Source organism: Moorena sp. SIO3E8 (assembly GCF_010692445.1).
Classification (GTDB): domain Bacteria; phylum Cyanobacteriota; class Cyanobacteriia; order Cyanobacteriales; family Coleofasciculaceae; genus Moorena; species Moorena bouillonii.
This window is the reverse complement of record NZ_JAAHHM010000044.1, coordinates 25,071-43,903: the sequence shown is the minus strand read 5'-3', so window position 1 is coordinate 43,903 and position 18,833 is coordinate 25,071. Positions and strand designations below refer to the sequence as shown.

17 protein-coding genes and 2 pseudogenes are annotated in these 18,833 nt (G+C 42.6%); 10 read left to right on the top strand and 9 right to left on the bottom strand.

Annotation, left to right across the window (positions count from 1 at the left end):
• Nucleotides 1–61: 61 nt before the first annotated feature.
• The 4 genes from F6K46_RS19490 to F6K46_RS19475 form a co-directional block, all read right to left on the bottom strand.
• Nucleotides 62–586 carry a PP2C family serine/threonine-protein phosphatase gene (locus F6K46_RS19490; RefSeq protein ID WP_293060313.1) on the bottom strand — a complete coding sequence of 175 codons (525 nt, stop codon included), beginning with the start codon at nt 584–586 and terminating at the stop codon, nt 62–64.
• Between the two features lie 236 nt (nt 587–822).
• Complete coding sequence (locus F6K46_RS40185) at nt 823–1,221, bottom strand: hypothetical protein (protein ID WP_366510730.1); 399 nt, start codon at nt 1,219–1,221, stop codon at nt 823–825.
• A 45-nt stretch (nt 1,222–1,266) separates the two neighbouring features.
• Nucleotides 1,267–2,688, bottom strand: coding sequence for an FAD-binding domain-containing protein (locus tag F6K46_RS19480; RefSeq protein WP_293060304.1), 1,422 nt, complete (start codon nt 2,686–2,688; stop codon nt 1,267–1,269).
• On the bottom strand, nt 2,681–3,232 hold the full coding sequence (locus F6K46_RS19475) for an NUDIX hydrolase (RefSeq protein WP_293060296.1): 552 nt from the start codon (nt 3,230–3,232) through the stop codon (nt 2,681–2,683). Before F6K46_RS19475 ends, F6K46_RS19480 begins: the two co-directional genes overlap by 8 nt.
• A 607-nt stretch (nt 3,233–3,839) precedes the next feature.
• Here F6K46_RS19475 and ectA point away from each other — a divergent pair.
• The 5 genes and pseudogenes from ectA (at nt 3,840) to F6K46_RS19450 (ending at nt 6,669) form a co-directional block, all read left to right on the top strand.
• Nucleotides 3,840–4,346: a diaminobutyrate acetyltransferase gene (gene ectA, locus F6K46_RS19470; protein WP_293060280.1), complete on the top strand. Its 507-nt coding sequence runs from the start codon at nt 3,840–3,842 to the stop codon at nt 4,344–4,346.
• 15 nt (nt 4,347–4,361) lie between these two features.
• Nucleotides 4,362–5,612, top strand: coding sequence for a diaminobutyrate--2-oxoglutarate transaminase (gene ectB / locus F6K46_RS19465; RefSeq protein WP_293060271.1), 1,251 nt, complete (start codon nt 4,362–4,364; stop codon nt 5,610–5,612).
• 54 nt (nt 5,613–5,666) lie between these two features.
• Entirely contained in the window at nt 5,667–5,906 is a 240-nt protein-coding gene (locus F6K46_RS19460) for a DUF4277 domain-containing protein (protein ID WP_293060263.1), read from the top strand.
• Between the two features lie 50 nt (nt 5,907–5,956).
• A pseudogene (locus F6K46_RS19455) lies at nt 5,957–6,208 on the top strand (IS1634 family transposase); the annotation flags it as partial.
• Between the two features lie 62 nt (nt 6,209–6,270).
• On the top strand, nt 6,271–6,669 hold the full coding sequence (locus F6K46_RS19450) for an ectoine synthase (protein ID WP_293060261.1): 399 nt from the start codon (nt 6,271–6,273) through the stop codon (nt 6,667–6,669).
• Nucleotides 6,670–6,910: 241 nt separating this feature from the next.
• Here F6K46_RS19450 and thpD read toward each other — a convergent pair whose 3' ends face one another.
• The 5 genes and pseudogenes from thpD to F6K46_RS19425 all read right to left on the bottom strand — a co-directional run bounded on the left by thpD (nt 6,911) and on the right by F6K46_RS19425 (nt 11,892).
• Nucleotides 6,911–7,801 carry an ectoine hydroxylase gene (gene thpD / locus F6K46_RS19445; RefSeq protein ID WP_293060260.1) on the bottom strand — a complete coding sequence of 297 codons (891 nt, stop codon included), beginning with the start codon at nt 7,799–7,801 and terminating at the stop codon, nt 6,911–6,913.
• A gap of 515 nt (nt 7,802–8,316) precedes the next feature.
• Entirely contained in the window at nt 8,317–9,534 is a 1,218-nt protein-coding gene (locus F6K46_RS19440; protein ID WP_293060257.1) for an RNA-guided endonuclease TnpB family protein, read from the bottom strand.
• A gap of 349 nt (nt 9,535–9,883) precedes the next feature.
• A pseudogene (locus F6K46_RS19435) lies at nt 9,884–10,719 on the bottom strand (IS1 family transposase).
• 146 nt (nt 10,720–10,865) lie between these two features.
• Complete coding sequence (locus tag F6K46_RS19430) at nt 10,866–11,729, bottom strand: helix-turn-helix transcriptional regulator (protein ID WP_293060255.1); 864 nt, start codon at nt 11,727–11,729, stop codon at nt 10,866–10,868.
• Nucleotides 11,716–11,892, bottom strand: a complete 177-nt coding sequence (locus F6K46_RS19425; RefSeq protein WP_293060253.1) for a hypothetical protein — start codon at nt 11,890–11,892, stop codon at nt 11,716–11,718. Before F6K46_RS19425 ends, F6K46_RS19430 begins: the two co-directional genes overlap by 14 nt.
• 35 nt (nt 11,893–11,927) lie before the next feature.
• On the opposite strand from F6K46_RS19425, the gene F6K46_RS19420 reads away from it, so the two are divergent.
• The 5 genes from F6K46_RS19420 (at nt 11,928) to F6K46_RS19400 (ending at nt 18,814) form a co-directional block, all read left to right on the top strand.
• Nucleotides 11,928–12,053 (top strand): hypothetical protein, encoded by a 126-nt coding sequence (locus F6K46_RS19420; protein WP_293060251.1) that lies wholly within the window; start codon nt 11,928–11,930, stop codon nt 12,051–12,053.
• Between the two features lie 214 nt (nt 12,054–12,267).
• Nucleotides 12,268–12,870 (top strand): hypothetical protein, encoded by a 603-nt coding sequence (locus tag F6K46_RS19415; protein ID WP_293021984.1) that lies wholly within the window; start codon nt 12,268–12,270, stop codon nt 12,868–12,870.
• Between the two features lie 387 nt (nt 12,871–13,257).
• A complete protein-coding gene (locus tag F6K46_RS19410; RefSeq protein WP_293060249.1) occupies nt 13,258–14,427 on the top strand; it encodes an aminotransferase class V-fold PLP-dependent enzyme in 1,170 nt (389 codons plus the stop codon).
• Nucleotides 14,428–16,223: 1,796 nt separating this feature from the next.
• On the top strand, nt 16,224–18,185 hold the full coding sequence (locus F6K46_RS19405) for an Rne/Rng family ribonuclease (protein ID WP_293060247.1): 1,962 nt from the start codon (nt 16,224–16,226) through the stop codon (nt 18,183–18,185).
• Nucleotides 18,182–18,814, top strand: coding sequence for a ribonuclease HII (locus F6K46_RS19400; protein ID WP_075897458.1), 633 nt, complete (start codon nt 18,182–18,184; stop codon nt 18,812–18,814). Before F6K46_RS19405 ends, F6K46_RS19400 begins: the two co-directional genes overlap by 4 nt.
• Nucleotides 18,815–18,833 lie beyond the last annotated feature (19 nt).

The window sequence follows — 18,833 nt, the reverse complement described above, 5'->3', positions numbered from 1 at the left end:
AAAGACATCCTAGGTTTACATCTCATTTATAAATGCTATACTTTATTTAATTGCAGATGCCTCAATTAGCCTTTTTTATACAACACTCCAATGCTAATATTGTAGCATTATCAGATGCTCCCTTATCTATAACTTTTTGGATAATTTCGTCAACAGCTGCTTGTAAAGGCTGAGTTTTGATAAAGGTTTCCGCTAGTTCAGGATCTGACACTAAATTCCAGACACCATCTGAACAGATCACCAAGATATCCCTATCTTCTAGAGCTAGGGATAAGTCTTGACTAAAGCGGCTCAAATCTTGGACATAACCATCACTAAGACTTGGTTTGGAACCCAGGGATTTAGTAAGAATATTACTATCTGGATGGTCAAGACTTTCTTGATAGGTGATTTCACCACTGGCAAGTAACATCGCTACTAGTGAGTGGTCTTCAGTTAATTGACATATCTGTTTTTTTCTAATTAAATAAATACGACTGTCTCCCACATGAGCCACTAGTAAGTTGTTACTAATCCCTAAAATTACACTTAGTGTAGTTGGGAGTAGGTCAAAGTTGCAGAACAAATGAACTATCCAGAGACTCACAAGGGTAGGTTGTTTAGATCAGGGTCGCACCGCTCCCGACTACCTCAAGAATTTTTTACAAAAATTTTCAAAATATGTTATAATTTAAGTTTATTTGTGCTAAAATAAAATTGTGGACATAAAATCCACGGGAAGAGCCAGCCTAGGGATTTCCGTAGGCTCAAGGCTGGCTCTTGGTCCCCCTTACAGGAGATAACTTAATTTTATGTTTTATGGTGCATGCCTATACCCATGGGTTATGATCCGGCTATTGCCACGGAGGCAACCAGTAGTTTTCGCTCGGTTCCATAACCGTTCGGATGCCAAGAGCTATTTGCAGGCTCTGAAACCTCTGATGCCTCATGCCAAGTTTGTTCTTTTTTTTGATATAAGTCTGCCCATGGAGCAAGAAGAGAGTACCTAGGGTGCCTTAGGGGCGGGCTTGCCCTCATGTTCAAGCCCGAGCGCCATTGTTGGGACAGCCCGCCCCGTAACGCACCATCTTTGGCATCGGCATTGCTGAATCTTGGAATCAATAGGAGTAGAGTGGGCATCCTGCCCGCTCGAAAATAAGGAGGAAACTGGCAAGATGCCAGTTCTACACAAGATGCCAGTTCTACACAAGATGCCAGTTCCACGCCTGATGCCCATTCCACCTCACTCTTAAAATCATTCCATTATTAAGCAACGCCTTGGCATCACTACAATTCCTTATATAGTTCCTTAAACCGACGCTGCTGCTGATTATGATCGACAATTGGTGCTGGATACCCACACATTTCGCGATCGCTTTCAGGAATCTTCCCACTCACCACATACTCCGTATCCACAGAACTCAACTCCGGTAACCATTTCCGAATATACTCACCGTCCGGGTCAAACTTTTTAGCCTGACTAGCTGGGTTAAAAATTCGCAATGGTTTAGGATCCATACCACTAGAGGCACTCCATTGCCAACCACCATTATTAGCACTCAGGTCTCCATCCCATAACCGCTGCATAAAATACTTTTCCCCCCACTGCCAATTAATAATCAAATCCTTAGTCAGAAAACTAGCAACAATCATCCGACAGCGGTTATGCATCCATCCGGTTTCATTTAACTGCCTCATCGCAGCATCAACGATCGGGTAGCCAGTCTTGCCCTCACACCAAGCTTGAAAGAATTCTGGATTATTCTCCCAGGGAAAATCTTGGAATTTCTGGCGATAAGGTCCTTGTGCTAATTCTGGGAAGAAATACATGGCATGTTGGTAAAATTCCCGCCAAGCCAGTTCCTGTTGCCAAGTTTGGATACTTTGACGAGCTTCATCACTGCGACTCAAATTATAAGCATTCTGAGCGGCCTGCCAAACCGTGCGAATCCCAATCACACCAAACTTGAGAGCAGCACTAAGTTTCGAGGTACCATCTACCCCTGGGAAATTACGTTGTTCCTGATAATCCCCAATAGTGCGATCGCAAAATTTCTCCAGTATCTCTTGGGCTACCTTTTCCCCTGGTGGCACTAACAGCTCATTGTCCCAGACATACCCCAAATCTTTAGCGCTAGGCAAATCAATCACCCCTGCTGCTAGGGCATTGTCTTGTTCTATTTCCCTCAAGGATTCAACCCGACTCAAAGTTGCTACAGGTTCTGCCTTAGATTGACCTTGCCAATTTTTCCAGAAAGGAGTGTAGACACTATAGGGATTGCCAGACTTAGTAAAAATTTCTCCTGGTGCGTGTAATAACTGATCCCAATAGTTATAGACAGCAATACCCTTTTCCTTCAAAGCTGCTGCTACAGCTTGATCCCGTTCCTTGGAATAAGGTTCCACATCCCAATTCCAACAAACAGCTTTAGCCTCCAGAGCAGTAGCTAAATTAGGAATTCCTTGCCTAGGGTCTTGATGTAGGATTAATAGTTGGCTACCAGCTTGCCTGTAACTTTGCTGCAATTGTTCTAAGCAGCCAATCATATAAGTTACTCTTGCTGGGGCAATATCATCGCGCTCTATAATAATAGGGTCAAGGCAGAAAACACCAACAAGCTTGGGACTTAGCTCAAAAGCAGCAGCTAGTCCCACATTGTCAGAAATCCGTAAATCACGGCGATGCCAGAAGAGAATCAGGTTACTCATTCAAGAACGGGCGAGCCATAAAAAAGCTGGAAATAGATTTAGCATCCACTGGCTCACCCTCTAAGATAGCTTGTTCTAACTCCTTTGGTGTCATTAAAACCACCTCTATATCCTCATCAGCATCTTGCTTAGGAGGGGCTTCCAATTTCTCCAAATCCTGCGCCAGAAACGCATAAATGTACTCATCAGAATAGCCAGGAGCAAGGGGAAATTTACCCAAAGATTTCCAGCTATGAGCACGATAGCCAGTTTCTTCTTCTATCTCCCGTTTAATAGTTTCAGCTGGGTTTTCATGGGATTCTACCGTACCAGCAGGGAATTCCAAAAGACGCCCACTAACAGCAAACCGATATTGCCGTACTAGTACCAGTTTACCATCGGGTGTTACCGGTACCGCCAAGGAACCACCAGGGTGACGGATGCATTCCCATTGCCCTTCTGATTGATTAGGAAGACGTAGATTATTCACCTCGAAGCTAAATCGTCTTCCTTGGAAAAATAGGTGTTTTTTCAGGAGTTCTGGGGGTTCTTGACCAGGTAGCATAAAAAAATAAAGGATTAAGGCTTAAGACAGTTTAGCCCTTGGAGGAGTTGTGCGATCGCAAATCCCGTCACTGATTCTATCCAATTCCGGCAATTTGTGCCAGGCAAGCACCAAAGCTCTTTCCCCCATAGGCTTTAAGCCTTAGGTTAATGGTTACCGGATCTATAGTCAGGGTGACTGCTGTCCGGATGCCAGTTTTTTCAACAATTCTACCAGACGGTGTTGGATACTCATCTTACTCCTGGCCAATATCTAACACTACAATTGTTAATGCAGGTAACATTTTCAATTGGTAGGTCTTGTTGCAAATAATCGACCTATCTTTTTTTTACCACAAAATGGTGAACACTTTACATTTAAAGCGTTTCAGGCTATTTCGTCACCCCTTCAGGTCTTGTGGGAATTCATTGTATTAGCGATTAATAAAAATTAACAAATAAAAATAATGAAATGCAGGTATAATAGCTTGTCGATTACTATTTCACTCAAAAAAAATGCTCAAATGAAATAGAGTACCCATAACTCGATGTCCCTTTGCTTTGAACAATTATGCATGTGTTGTGATGATTGGTTCAATAACAAAAACTAAAAAATAAGTCAACTAAATATGAAAGCAGATTCTATTATAACTTACAGACATCCAAGGTTAGAAGATGGACTTGAGGTTTATCATCTAATAAAAAAATGCCCACCTTTAGATGTTAACTCCCAATACTATTATTATCTTATTTGTAGTGATTTTAAAAATACTTGTGTTGTGGCAGAATATGAGCAGAAAATAATCGGTTTCATCTCTGGTTATTTAAAGCCCGAAAATTCGAAATGCCTGTTTATATGGCAGGTAGCCGTTGCCGAAAAAGCCAGAGGCAGAAAAGTTGCCACGAATATGTTAAAATGGCTAACCAAACAACCAAATTTTAGTGATATTCAAAGTTTAGAAACAACCATTTCACCGGCAAATAAATTATCACAAAATCTTTTTATGGGTTTTGCCGAGGAAAATAAAGCTAATTGCAAAACCAATTCATTTCTTGATGTTTCTCATTTTGATACAGAATCACACGCTCCTGAGATTTTATATAAATTTTTTCCTCTTCAATTAAATAAAAATTAATTTATAAATCAAATCATGAAAATTATAGAGTCTTTAGAGTCAAATGTCAGAAGTTATATTCGTTCTTTTCCTGCTGTTTTTGATATGGCTGAAGGTGCAGTAATTTATGATGAACAGGGAAATAAATATATTGATTTTTTTGCCGGATCAGGGGTTTTGAATTATGGACATAATAATCCAAAAGTGATAAAGGCTTGGATAGACTATCTGCAAAACAATCGTATTGTACACTCACTAGACAAAGCAACTGTTGCCAAAATGAATTTTATGCAAAAGTTTTCAGATACTATTCTTGTACCCAAAAATCTTGAATATAAACTGCAATTTACTGGACCAACTGGTACTAATGCAGTTGAAGCAGCCTTGAAACTGGCTCGTATGGTCAAGAAGCGTTCTAATATCATTGCTTTTACCAATGGGTATCATGGTTTAACGATGGGATCACTTGCTATAACAGGCAATCAGTTTTATCATGATAAAGCTTATAGTCTCAGGATAAATGTAGATCATGTCCCTTTTGATGGCTATTTCGGCAAAGACGTTGACACGATTAACTATTTGCGAAAACTATTAATAGATCCCGGTAGTGGTATTGAGATACCCGCCGCAATAATTGTGGAAACTATACAGGGAGAAGGCGGTATTAATATTGCTAGTGAAACTTGGTTAAAAAAACTTCAGGCATTATGTCGTGAGTTTAATATATTATTTATTATTGACGATATACAAGTCGGTAATGGACGAACAGGTACCTTTTTTAGTTTTGAAAAAATTGGAATTCTGCCAGATATGATTTGTTTATCTAAATCCATTGGAGGTGGGCTACCAATGGCACTACTATTGATTCGTCCAGAACTTGATCAATGGCTTCCTGGAAAACATACAGGTACATTTAGAGGTAATAATTTGGCTTTTGTTGCTGCAACGGAGTTACTTGGTTATTGGGAAAACGATGATTTAACCAAGGCTGTTGAATATAAATCTAAGATTATTCAAAAATCATTACAAAAACTGGCTGATGAATTACCAGAATTACAAATGCAAGCTAGAGGTAGAGGTATGATTTGGGGACTAGAAATGCCGAAAGAAGGTTTTGCAAAACAAGTTTCCACCAGAGCATTTGAAAAAAAAATATTAGTGGAAACTTGTGGTAGCAACAGTCAAGTAGTTAAATTTTTACCGCCACTGATTATTGAAGAAGAGGTGTTAAATATAGGATTAAATAAATTATCAGAAGCGGTAAGAGAAGTTTTTGCTGAAAATTAGTCATACAACCCACATTCCGCAGGTTAGAGAGGATAACTATGGTATTTTCTATGGATGAAACCAATAGCATCTTCAATTAGAGTTAGAGTACAAGATCTTGACCACTGTGGCATAGTGGCAGGCATCATTGACCAGATCGGGCTAGTGGAACAAATTAACCAGGAGTTGGGAACCCACTCCCAAGAGAAGCTCAGTGCGGTCGTAGCGGTAAAAGCCATGATTATCAATGGTAAGGGCTTAGTCAGCGCTCCACTATACCTATTTGAAAAATTCTTTGAATGGCATTGCCACTGAACATCTTCGTCGGAGAGGGGAGTGAACCACTGCTTCTCTTTGATGACCGTCTGTGTTTATTGGTTTACACTCTCGCCCAAAGAGCCTTACGCCAAGCTCTCGCCCGGACTAAGCAAACTATTAACAACCAATTGGGTAAGCCGACGGCTACCCCGACAATGCGGTGGGTATTTCAGTGCTTTCAGTCGATTCATTTAGTTATCCTAGGCGGAGTCGAGCAAATTGTCAACTTAACTCATGAGCATCACAGGATTCTTCAGTTTCTTGGTGCTCCCTGCCAAAAATATTATCTACTGGTGTGACAAACCTGCGGAATGTGGGATACAATATGTAATAATTAGTATATGTAAATAAGAAATACTATATGATTGTACGTCGCTTAAAAGAAATTATTGGAACAAAGCGGGAAGTTAAAGCACCAAATGGCAACTGGACAAGTCGTCGTTTTTTATTAAAAGATGACCAAGTTGGCTTTTCTCTACATGATACTTTAATTCATGCTGGAACAGAAACTTATATTTGGTATAAAAATCATCTCGAAGCTGTTTATTGTGTAGCTGGAAATGGAGAAATAGAAGACATAGAAACAGGTGAAATACATCCTATTTCAGATGGTACTTTGTATTTTTTGAACAAGCACGAAAGACATTATTTAAGAGCAACAGAAACCATGCGTATGATATGTGTATTTAATCCTCCTTTGACTGGAGACGAGGTACATAATAAAGAAGGTTTTTATGAAATAAATAGTGAGGAAAGCTAATAAAATAATCAACTCCAACAGAGACTTTTTGTAAGCATTCAGCCGTCAGCCGTCAGCCGTCAGCCGTCAGCCGTCAGCATTCAGCTGACGTAACAAAGATTAAACGAATGCTTACTTGTTTTATTTAAAAGCTCAAAGCTGAGAGCTGAGAGCTGAGAGCTGAGAGCTGAGAGCTGAATGCTTACGACTTTTTGATAATTTATAGATAAATTCTATTTGATTTATCTATATCTATAATAAATTAATGCTCTCTTGATGCAATAAATTCTGGTCTTGGTTTTGTGCCAGCATAGGGAGATATCAATTTATTATATATACTATTGTAAACAAAGAAAAGATTATATCTAGGAAATGGTGATAAATTGTCAGATGAACCATGAATTATATTACAATCAAAAAATATAACCGAACCTGCTTTGGCTTTAAACGAAGTTATACCATGTTTCTTGATTATTTTGGTGATTGAGTCTTTTGTAGGTACGCCATATTCCTGTTTCTTTAAAGAGTGTTTATAATGAGCTTCTGGAGTTTTCCCCGGACATTGAATAAAGTATTTATGAGAGCCTGGTACTAGTAGTAATGGACCATTAAACTCATTATTATCAGTAAGCAAAATAGAACAGCTTACAGCTCTCATGTTAGGCATACCATCTTCACTATGCCAAGTCTCAAAATCTGAATGCCAATAAAACCCTTTACCATCAAATCTATCTTTACAATTCATTCTTGATTGATGAATATACGTTGGGCTTCCTAGCAATGCTTCTGCAATATTTAAAATCTTCCGACTGTAACAGAGTTTTTTAAATATTTCATTAGTTTTATGAATATTAAATACAGACCTTACGATTTTAGAGTCTATCTCTCTAATAATTTCTGGATTTTCAGATTCTTCTAAGTAAAATTTATTTATTTTTTTAGCTTCATTTTTACAATTATTTAATTCATGAAAATAGAACATATTTTCAATAATCAAGTACCCATTTTTTTTATAAAAAGTAACTTCTTTGTGATCAAGTTGAGCATTTTTAAATTGTTCAATAGTACCATAAATGATTGGCTCTTTTCTTTTAATAAATCCACTATTGTCTCCCCTAGAAGGGTACAGATCTTGTTCAACCTCAACTTTCATAGAATTATTTATCCAAATATATTGGAATTTTATAAGTTGTTAATGCTACTATTCCAGTATCAATAATGATACCCCAAAATAATGTTTAAATTACTTTTTTTAGTGTTTGGTTTTGAAGCAATCATCAAAACGTTTTGACCCTGTTTGACTGACAAAAGTTGGGAATAAAGCCCCAAATCCCTTTCTCTATAAACTTTTTCGGCTCCAAGGAAAAAGCCTATTCGGTATCTGTTGTTTAACAGGTGAATCGAGCGGGTGAACTCGCGACCACAACTACCGCGCTTATAAGCTTTTCACGGTCTGATGGCTATAAACGCGCTTAGCCCCCATCGGACAAGCATTCTGGAAGTTTTGTCAGTAAACCAGGCGACCCCCAGTGCTATCTTAACAGAAATACTACCTCGTAACTTTTTGTTGCAACCTCCAAGGTAAGGATTCAGGGGTGGTGCAGTGAACTACCACGACCTACTTCGTTGTTCGCGTTCGCGCAGCGTCGGCTTTGCCGAAAGCGTGGCCTACGGCCAGGTCGTGGCTTCCAGCTTCACGGAAGAATGCCTTAACTTGGACGGACGTCCACGTCTTGGTCTTACTTCTTCTCCACTGGCGTTGACCTCCCCCGTCCCAGAGGAGGATAGCATTCTGATTCCTTCTGCTCTAATATTTTTTGCCGCATTACCATCTCTATCGTGGAGCGTTCCGCAACTTGGACAAGTCCAAGCTCTTACGTCAAGCGGTAACTCTTTAATTCGATAGTGACAATTAGAGCAGGTTTTAGAACTGGGAAACCACCGATCTATCTCTACCAATACCTTCCCTTCTTTTTCACATTTGTAAGAAAGGAAATTGACAAAGGTTCCCCAGCTCAGATCAGAAATTGCTTTAGCTAATTTGTGGTTACGAACCATGCCCTTGACATTTAGGTTTTCGACTACTACTACTTGGTTCTGATCTACTATTTTTCTAGATAGCTTGTGTAGGTAGTCTTGGCGGACATTTCCGATTTGTTCGTATACCTTAGCTACAATTTTTCTAGCCTTTTTACGTCCACTACTGCCTTTTTTCTTTCGAGCAGCAATACGCTGTTTTTTGGCTAACTTCTTTTCATACTTAGCCAGATGTTTGGGATTACTGAACTTAGAAATCTTTTCGCCGTCATAGGTGATAGCAAAATCTTTTATGCCTAAATCAATACCAATAACCTTTCCGTCGGCGGACATATTGACTGTGTCACTCTCGTACTCCATCAGTACAGAAGCATAATACTTACCAGAAGGGGTTCTACTTACTGTAACAGTCTTGATTTCCCCTTCCAGTGGTCGGTGGATTACTGCTTTGACAATTCCCAATTTTCCGGGAAATTTGAGATAGTCACCTACCTGCTTTACGTACTGCGGATATTGGATTGATTGACGGTGATGATATGACTTGAATTTAGGATATTTAGCTCTACCTTCAAAAAAGTTTTGATATGCACGGCTGAGATTGAGACTGACCGATTGCAAAATCTGAGAGTAACAATCCTTTAGCCATACGGTTTTCTCTTCTTTTTTGAGTTTTGGCAACATAGCATTGAGTGCAGAGCGAGACAATCCAAAACCTGTTTCCTTGTAGGTTTCTATGCACTGATTTAGAGCATAATTCCACCACCAACGAGCACAACCAAAGTGCTGAGCAAGTATATGGACTTGCTCTTGTGTAGGGTAAATTCTGATTTTTACGGCTTGATGTCTCATTATTTCTGCACTTGCTATCGACCTACATATCAGTATATACAATTCGTGATAAATCCTCAACCCGTCGGCAAAGATTTTGAGAGGGCTATCCATCCTAGAGACGAAACCTTAGTAGAGTGGAGCCTTAGTTAATAAGTTTTAACCCTTTTCCTCATAGCCAGTCCCCTGTAAAGGCGACCCTCTACTTACGGTAACTTCAACACCTGGACGTTCGCGCAGCGTGGCCAAAGGCCAGGTGGGGGAATTTCGCCCCCTCAAACTCCCCCTACTTTGTTAAAGAAGTGTGGGATAGCTAAATCGTGATTGTCACGGTAATGGCAGGATGCACTACTCAATAGCAGTAATGGTGTTAGCAAAGTGTGGAATAGGTGATTAAATCATGCCAGCTCCAAGGAGCGATAGCTAATCCGGCTCTTTGTGCTGCTGTATTGTGATGCACGACTATGAATCCAAATCCAATTGAAATAGCTGACCACTAACCTTACTGTTGCCTCAGTTTGCTTCCAGGCTTTGGCAAAGCAAGTTCTGTCGGCGATGCCACCGTCGAGTCTGCTGGCGGACAATTCCGGAACGTTCGCTCTAATTTTTGGGTCTGGTCTTTACCGTCAGATGTGTTTGACATCAGTTGGTAGAACTCGCTCATACCCACCCCAACCATCTGTATGCCATTGTTGACAATCTGTTTTGCCTTCTGTGTTAACTAGCAATTGAGAGATCAACTCGTCAGTATGCTTGCCCACTCTAGCAGCAAGAATTAGTCCGTTTCCAAGATCTTGATTTATCCCAATCCAGCAATCTCCCACTATCATCTGATCTCGGAGACAGTGAAATTGTTTTTTTGCACAAATGACCAAAACTCATCGCTAGTTATCTGCTCTGTTTCTACCTTTTGCACAAGAGCGTTATGAACCATTTGTCCAAATAGAGAAGCTTTTCGGACATTACTCACCACTGTGTTGTATGCCAGATGCGTAGTACGGCTAACTCCTCTTAAACTGCAACCTTGCTGCGATCGCTTGTAATACTGCACGGATTTGTTCAGGGTTCACAAGTCGATCGGTAATAGATAGTATCAAAGGTTTCTGTGAAAGTCTGCCGACAAACTCGACAGTAATAGCGTTGACAACCCTTGCTAGTTTTCCCGTGTTTATGAGTCTTGTGATGACCACACAGAGGACATTCCATAACATTGAAGTATTTTATTTACCTCTGCCATCTTACCATTCCCACACTTCTCTGATGCACTACCCGCAACGGTTTATGTGTAGAAAGTTTACTTATCTTCACCGTTGACAGTCAACCGTCAATCGTCAACCGTTAATAAAACCTGGTTAACACAGAACTGAACTAGACTTGCTAGTCACTCCATTACCACTGTCTTCTAAATTCTCAATAAAATGACTCCAAGGTTCTGTGTAAGTTTCTGTGTAAGTTCTCGAAAAATCTAGAATAGGAGTTTCTTGTGCTGACCCAATCCAACCACTCACTGGAGAAATTAACGGGAAAAGCCACTCATAGTAACTCTGGGGAAACGGAGTACTAGAGAGTTCCATGATGCTCTTATAAAATAGCCCAAAGGTTCCTGGGTCAATTTTGTGCTTCTCGACAGCGACTTGGATAAATTCCTCTGGACTCAAGCCTACATAACTTTGGCAGATTGTCACCCAATTCTTTAATCGTCGCCTGGCCTTTAAGCTCAGTGAAATAAATTTCACTCCCTTGAGTTCCTCAAATTTAGGAGACTGATTTAACACCTCCTCTAGGCCGGTGGTATCTGTCGAACCACTGAATTCCCTTTGCAACCGTTTAGCGATCGCTAAATTAATCTCAACTAATTGCTGTACTGGTCGCCACTGAAGCTCTGCCAAAATCTGCTCCATGGAAATAGGTGGTGTCAAAGTAGAGGAACTCGATTTCTGGTTCCGTTCAATCGCTTCGATCGGGTTTTCCTCACTGACCAAGAAGCTGATCAACTCTTCCGTTGTCCAACCAATACCTTTAGCCAGCCTCTCTAGCTTCTCTAAGCTGGGAGTATTATCACAATTCATCCAATTTGTCAAGGTATTGTTAGTGACATTGACTTGCCTAGCAAGTTCCCGGACACTACCCAATTTTTGAGCCAGTACCTTAATCAATTGACTTAGCCTTTGGTGAATTTTGCTGTGTTTTAAGGAACTGTCTTTACTTGTGTCCAATTTTTTTACCACTCTGTTCTGGTGACATAATGTAACACTTCCCGATCTGGTAAGTGTGGGCTCGGGCGTGGTCATTCTCGGCTTTGGTAGGGAGCACTAGAAATCGAAATTGACCCCAGCTGGCAACCATGCGATCGCATAGCCACAAGGGAAGCGCGTCCATATAGCACTAAGCATTCAAATTAGGACATTCTCTTGATGCAGTCGCTCATGGGGGAAACCACGGCAGTTGCTCATGGGGGGAACCCCCAAGACCGCACTGCCTCCCCAAGACCGCGCTGCATCGCTCCTAAACTCCGAAACGTGAGTCTAGCTTACTTCTGACTTCTGACTTCTGACTTCTGACGCTAAGCGTAGCGCTATACCACCATGCTGCCCAAACATGAATGGAGCATCGCTAATCTTCTCCGTGAAAACTCAGTGGTAACTCCCCGGTGGGCAAAAGAGTATCTTACGTATAATCACGGTTGTCCAATATTTTTAACAAAATTAGGATGGTTGTGAAAATGGTTGAACATCTACATTACATCTACACCATATGTTAAAGCATCAGAACTGGGAGAAAAGGGTAACCGCTAAGCAAAGCAATACCCTTGCTCAGGAAAATCAGCAACTCAAAATTAAGTCAGATAAGTGCTACATTCCCATGACAAGTGGCCACGGTGGTTCTTCAACGTTAGTCCGTTGGAAGCAGAAAGTCACTACACAGAAAGTCACTACACAGAAAGTCACTACACACAATCGAGTGAATTTCTCGAGCTACCCACTGTGCCCTCCCCGCTACACCAAACCGGAGAAGCCTGTAGCTCCCCAAGAACAATTAAGTAACTTACAAGAAACCTGTGGTAAAATCATTCATCTGCTCTGTACATCTGACTATGGGAAACTGACTCAAGATGAATTGAACAGGAAGTGCCGGTATTCAGAAGAGCGACTTGCCCAAGGACTGAAACAGCTTGAGCTTGAAAAAGTAATTGAGTTCAAGTGGGGCATGTGGGTGATCATCAATCATCAACCCATCTGTCCTAAATGCGGTCTCAAAACTCGTGTAGTTAATTCTGCCTTGACACCAGGGAAAATTAAATCAATCTGTTCAACATGTCTCGAGTTAAAGCGTATTCAGTCAAAATTGCCGTTTTGATGAACTGCACTAAATTCTTAAAGGGTGGAGTGGGTTGTGAGGAGAATGAACAGCGAAAGCTGCAAAAAAATGGACAATGGAAAATGAACCATCCATTCTTGATGCAATAGCGAGTGGGGGGAAACCCCCTTTGGCCGACTGCATCGCTTGGGTAATGGGATTTTAACCTGTAGCCCTTGGTGATCTAGGAAAGCAGTCTCAAAAACTGTGGTCCCTATCACCTGATGATGGGGTGATCAGGTGATGGGGAGCAGGTTTATCATAATGTATCCCGTAGCAGTCCTATCAAAATCAGGAAAACCATTAGTGGGACGCAGCATTCCTCCCCTCCTAACTATACGAGTGTAGGCGGAATATCCAGCTGCAATTTTTAACTAACGAAAAACCATGCATCGCCCAATTTACCTAGACTGCCATGCCACAACACCTATGGATGAACGGGTGCTTGAGGCAATGTTACCCTACTTCACTGAACATTTTGGCAATCCATCGAGTATCAGCCATACCTATGGCTGGGAAGCTGAAGCAGCGGTGAAACAAGGGCGTCAGATTCTGGCAGATGCTATCCATGCCACACCGGTAGAGATCATTTTTACCAGTGGTGCCACAGAGGCTAACAATCTAGCCATTAAAGGGGTGGCTGAGGCTTATTTAAGTAAAGGACGTCACCTGATTACCGTGCAAACTGAACACAATGCTGTTCTTGACCCCTGTCACTATTTAGAAACCCTAGGGTTTGAGGTGACATTTCTACCGGTAAAAGATGATGGACTAGTGGATTTAGGCCAGCTAGAGCAGGCTTTCCGTCCTGATACCATATTATTGTCAGTGATGGCAGCCAATAATGAAATTGGAGTGTTGCAGCCTTTGGCCGAGATTGGGGATCTTTGTCGCCAGCACAATGTACTCTTCCATACAGATGCTGCCCAGGCTATTGGCAAAATCCCCTTGGATGTGCAGTCGATGAAGATTGATTTAATGTCCTTGACAGCCCATAAAATTTATGGACCAAAGGGCATTGGGGCTCTCTATGTCCGGCGTCGTAACCCGAGAGTAAGGCTTGCACCCCAGCTCCATGGCGGTGGACATGAACGAGGGATGCGTTCTGGCACACTTTATACCCCTCAGATTGTGGGGTTTGCTAAGGCTGTGGAACTGGGGTTAGAAGAACAACCCTCAGAATCTCAACGGTTGATAGAACTCCGGGAGGGTCTGTGGAGCACTGTCTCTAAACTAGAAGGTATCCAGATCAATGGTCATCCTACCCAGCGATTATCCGGAAACCTTAACATTAGTGTGGAGGGAGTAGATGGCGCAGCCCTCCTACTAGGATTACACCCTGTGGCCGCCGTTTCTTCTGGCTCGGCTTGTTCCTCAGCAACTGTAGCTCCTTCCCACGTACTATTAGCTCTAGGACATCCGGAAAATCTGGCTTATGCCTCCATCCGGTTTGGAATTGGACGCTTTAATACCATGGCGGAAATTGGCTTGGTGGCTGAGCATACGATCACAACGATTCAGTCTCTGCGCCAATCTCAAGCTGTCAAAATTAATTGAACAAAATGGTTGAGCGCAGTCCCTAGGCATATTTTATAATTTGGGTGGGGTAACCGAAACCAGCTTTTAAATTGCAAAGCGTAAGCTTCTAGGCTACGATCACATCGGTACCAAAAAGGAGATTTCGCTCCTTAGCTGAACCGCGAAAAGCCCCGCACTTTACCTTTATTGGCTAGGTGTCCTATGGGAAGCGCAGGGTAAGAGTCCCAAAGGATCTTACCAATGTGATACACTAGGAATGGTAGCGATGCAGCGAGGTCTTGGGGGTTTCCCCCATTAGCGACTGCATCAAGACAGGGAAGATAAATTAAGAGCTAACCGCAAACATATGTGCCTCAAGACCCTAAATCTAAGCAGTAAAGCTGCTGAAACAGGGAGATTCAGGAGATATAGACAGAAACCCTGAAGAATTTCCAGACCTCTGGTCAGGAAATAGTCAGCTAACAAAAAATTAAAACTTTTGGATAGATTGGTAGCAACTGGGTAGTTTGTGGTAAATCCCGAACAGTGCCGATAAGGGGTCAACTGACTTTCAGCTATCGGAGCTGTGGTTAGCCAAAACCATCGCGCATAGCCTGTTTTAGCTTCCTCCGCGATTCATCCCACACTCATGCTGCGCATTGAGGTGTGGGATGAATCGCGGGCAGGAACTCTGATAAACAGCCTGAAAAACGTTATAATAAAAATAGCAGGGAAGACAAATTAAGAGCTAACCGCCACCTGCGTGTTTAAAAATAGAACTTTTTGTATTGTTCCGGTGCGGAGGGGCATCCCGTATCGTTAATAAAGCTTACCGAGTATCCTAAGCAATAGCTGGAGTTGGTAAGAAGCCCACACTGAACCGTGCTTGTCAGTGTGGGAGTATGTCACCATAGGTGCGCTTTCCTAATGGGAATTAAATTTGCCACTGGTCACACTTCTTGATGGGGGGAGTGGCTTAACCTCCTTTTTTGTATCAGTTATATCAGTGGCAAAGTAATCCTTTGTCTATATTTCAGAGTGCGACTGGATAGAGACAGGGCTTCACAACTGTTAGTCAAAATCCTCAGAAAATCGGTTAGAATTATTTGAATCCACAAGAGTCACGTGATCAATTTGTCAGGCTTAACATCCCCCGAAGTCCCTACGGGATTATAGGAAAGGCGAGGCAGATTGCGAGACAATTACACATAGGTGCGCTCTTACTTGGCTATTTAAATTCGCGTGATTGTGCGCTTTACTTTGGCTCGGTAACCCGGGCTTCTTGGGTCGCGCCTTTAGGCAAAGCCCAACGCAGGGCGCGTTCGGGCGCGCACCTCAAAAATTTTCGACTTTGCGACAGAACATCCTACTGGAAAGCGAGTCTTAAAGTAGAGAACTAATGTCGCACCTCCAAGTGGTACAATCAGCAGAGCCGCTACAATCCCATTCACCAAACCACGAAACCCCCTGTCAGCACCCCCCTTTAAACAGACGGGGCTTCGAGACAGTTTCACCGCCATTGACTACAGCCATTGACTACAGCCATTGACTACAGCCATTGACTACAGCCATTGACTACAGTTTTCGATTGACCGTAGGTCACGCGACGCGAACAAACAATGAGCAACAAAATAGTTAAGTGGGCTTTCCGTGATGGCCAGGGATTGCTCGCCATCACGGGTCGCACCTCTAGTTATTCATAGTCTATTTATTAGTCCCTGTGGCCGATCAGTTTAATGGCAGTAAATCACCGAACATTTCAGACCTAGAAATAGAGTACGACTCCTATCGTTAACTGTAGGACTAAGCGTACCACGAAGTTTTGAGGAAATTGCATGCCAAAGCAAATTATTATTGCAGAGCAACATCAACTTGCTGCTGTATTTTGGGAAGATCAAATTCAAGAACTAGTAGTTGCCACCGGTAATCACCAGGTCGGTGATATTTATCTAGGCATTGTAGAAAATGTCTTACCGGGTATTGATGCAGCATTTGTCAACATTGGGGATCCTGATCGCAATGGTTTTATTCATGTGACAGATTTAGGACCATTGCGCTTGAAACGCCGGTCTGGTGCGATCACCGAACTGCTGACTCCCCAGCAGAAGGTGTTGGTGCAAGTGATGAAAGAACCTACTGGTAATAAAGGGCCCAGGCTTACAGGTAATATTAGTTTACCCGGTCGCTATTTGGTGCTGATGCCTTATGGCCGAGGAGTGAACTTGTCTCGGCGGATTAAGAGCGAAAGTGAACGCAATCGCCTCAGAGCTCTAGCAATTCTAATCAAACCATCGGGCATGGGAGTGCTGGTGCGCACCGAAGCTGAAGGCAGAGCCGAAGAAGCCATTATGGAAGATTTGGAAAACCTGCAAAGACAATGGGAAGCTGTCCAGCTCGAAGCAACCTCTACCAGAGCACCAGCCCTACTTAATCGGGATGATGATTTTATTCAGCGTGTCCTGCGGGATATGTACACTGCTGATGTTAATCGGATTGTGGTCGATTCTAGTACTGCAGTTAAACGGGTTAAACAACACTTGTTGAGCTGGAGCGGAGGTCAAGCACCAGAGGGGGTCTTGATTGACCATCATCGCGATCGCATGCCAATTTTGGGATATTTCCGGGTCAATGCTGCAATTCGAGAAGCCCTCAAGCCAAGAGTAGATTTACCATCTGGTGGCTACATTATCATTGAACCTACCGAAGCTCTAACCGTAATTGATGTGAACTCTGGTTCCTTTACCCGCTCAGCTACAGCGCGGGAAACGGTTTTGTGGACTAACTGTGAGGCAGCAACAGAAATTGCCCGCCAGCTGCGCCTACGTAATCTAGCTGGGGTGATCGTTGTTGACTTTATTGATATGGACACCAGGCGGGATCAGTTACAGGTTCTCGAACACTTCAATCAAGCCCTAAAAGAGGACAAAGCCCGACCACAGATTGCCCAGCTTTCGGAACTTGGCTTAGTGGAACTGACTCGCAAGCGCCAAGGGCAAAATATTTACGAGTTGTTTGGTAAAACCTGTGCTACCTGTGGCGGGTTAGGACATCTGGCACATCTTCCCGGTGAAGTCGAAGCAGAAGCACTAGAGACCTTAGCACCGATCCCCTTACCGGCGGAGCGAAGCATTCCACAGTTCCCCGAACCCGTAGACTTATCTTCTGAGAATGATAATGATTTGGACTTGCTCAATCACCCCAGTTATCAGGAACGGGGAGCGGTAAATAATCGCCGCCGCCGCCGCCGTCGTATTGATGACCCGGTGATTAGGGAAGAACCAATTACTAGGGGAGTCAATCGGGTGATCTCTGTCTCATCCAACTTTGATGCCATCACAGAAACCGACGTATCGACCTCAGGAGTAGAAAAACCCCAGCTAGTCAAGTTTGCTCAAGAGAAAGAACCACCAGAATTGGTCAGGGTTGAAATGAGCCCAGAAGAACAAGATGTTTATGCGTTGATGGGCATTTCCCCTATACTAAATTTAGACCGAGAGGTGAAAGATCCTAGGTCAGCAATTATCTCAGTGTTACTGCCGGGAGAAAAAATCGAGGATAATGAAGAAGAATTATCCAATTCAACTACCGATTCAACTACCGATTCAACTACCGATTCAACTAATAGTCAATCCTCCATCGACGATCAGCTAGAGTTAGAGGAATCCGACTTGGTGGAATCTAGTGCTGCCACACCAATTCCAGAAACTGGATCTGATCAACTCACTACTGCCAATGGCACCATTAACAGTCCCCCCATCGTGCGCCGCCGCCGTCGCCGCTCTTCAGCAGATAAATGACAACGGACAAAGTCACTGAAGTGTTTGAGTTACCGGATTTATCCGGTACTCCTTCCTTAGTGGCTGGAGTAGATGAAGTAGGGCGAGGTGCCTTATTTGGTCCAGTTGTGGCAGCAGCAGTGATTTTACCTGTATCTGTCCTGCCACAACTGGCTATAGCTGGCGTTAAAGATAGTAAAAAGTTGTCCCGGAAACGACGCCAAAGGCTGTCTCAAGAAATTCAGGGATTGGCACTGGATTGGACTATTGGTTATGCCACTAGTGCAGAAATTGACCAGCTCAATATCTTACAAGCCTCATTGTTAGCTATGAAACGGGCTGTGCTTAAATTAAAAGTTAAGCCCGATATTTGTCTGATTGATGGGTTACACGGGTTGCCAGATTTACCGATAGCACAACGAAATCTAGTAAAGGGGGATCAGCGATCGCTTCATATTGCTGCAGCCAGTATTGTAGCCAAGGTGTGGCGTGATGATTTAATCATTCGTCTAGCTACCAAGTATTCAGAGTATGATTTGACAGCCAACATGGGCTATGGTACCAAAAAGCATCGGTTAGCACTGCAAAAATACGGACCATGTCGGCTGCATCGCATTTCCTTTAGCCCCTGTAGTCAGGCTAATCAATAAATCATTTAAATTATTTATT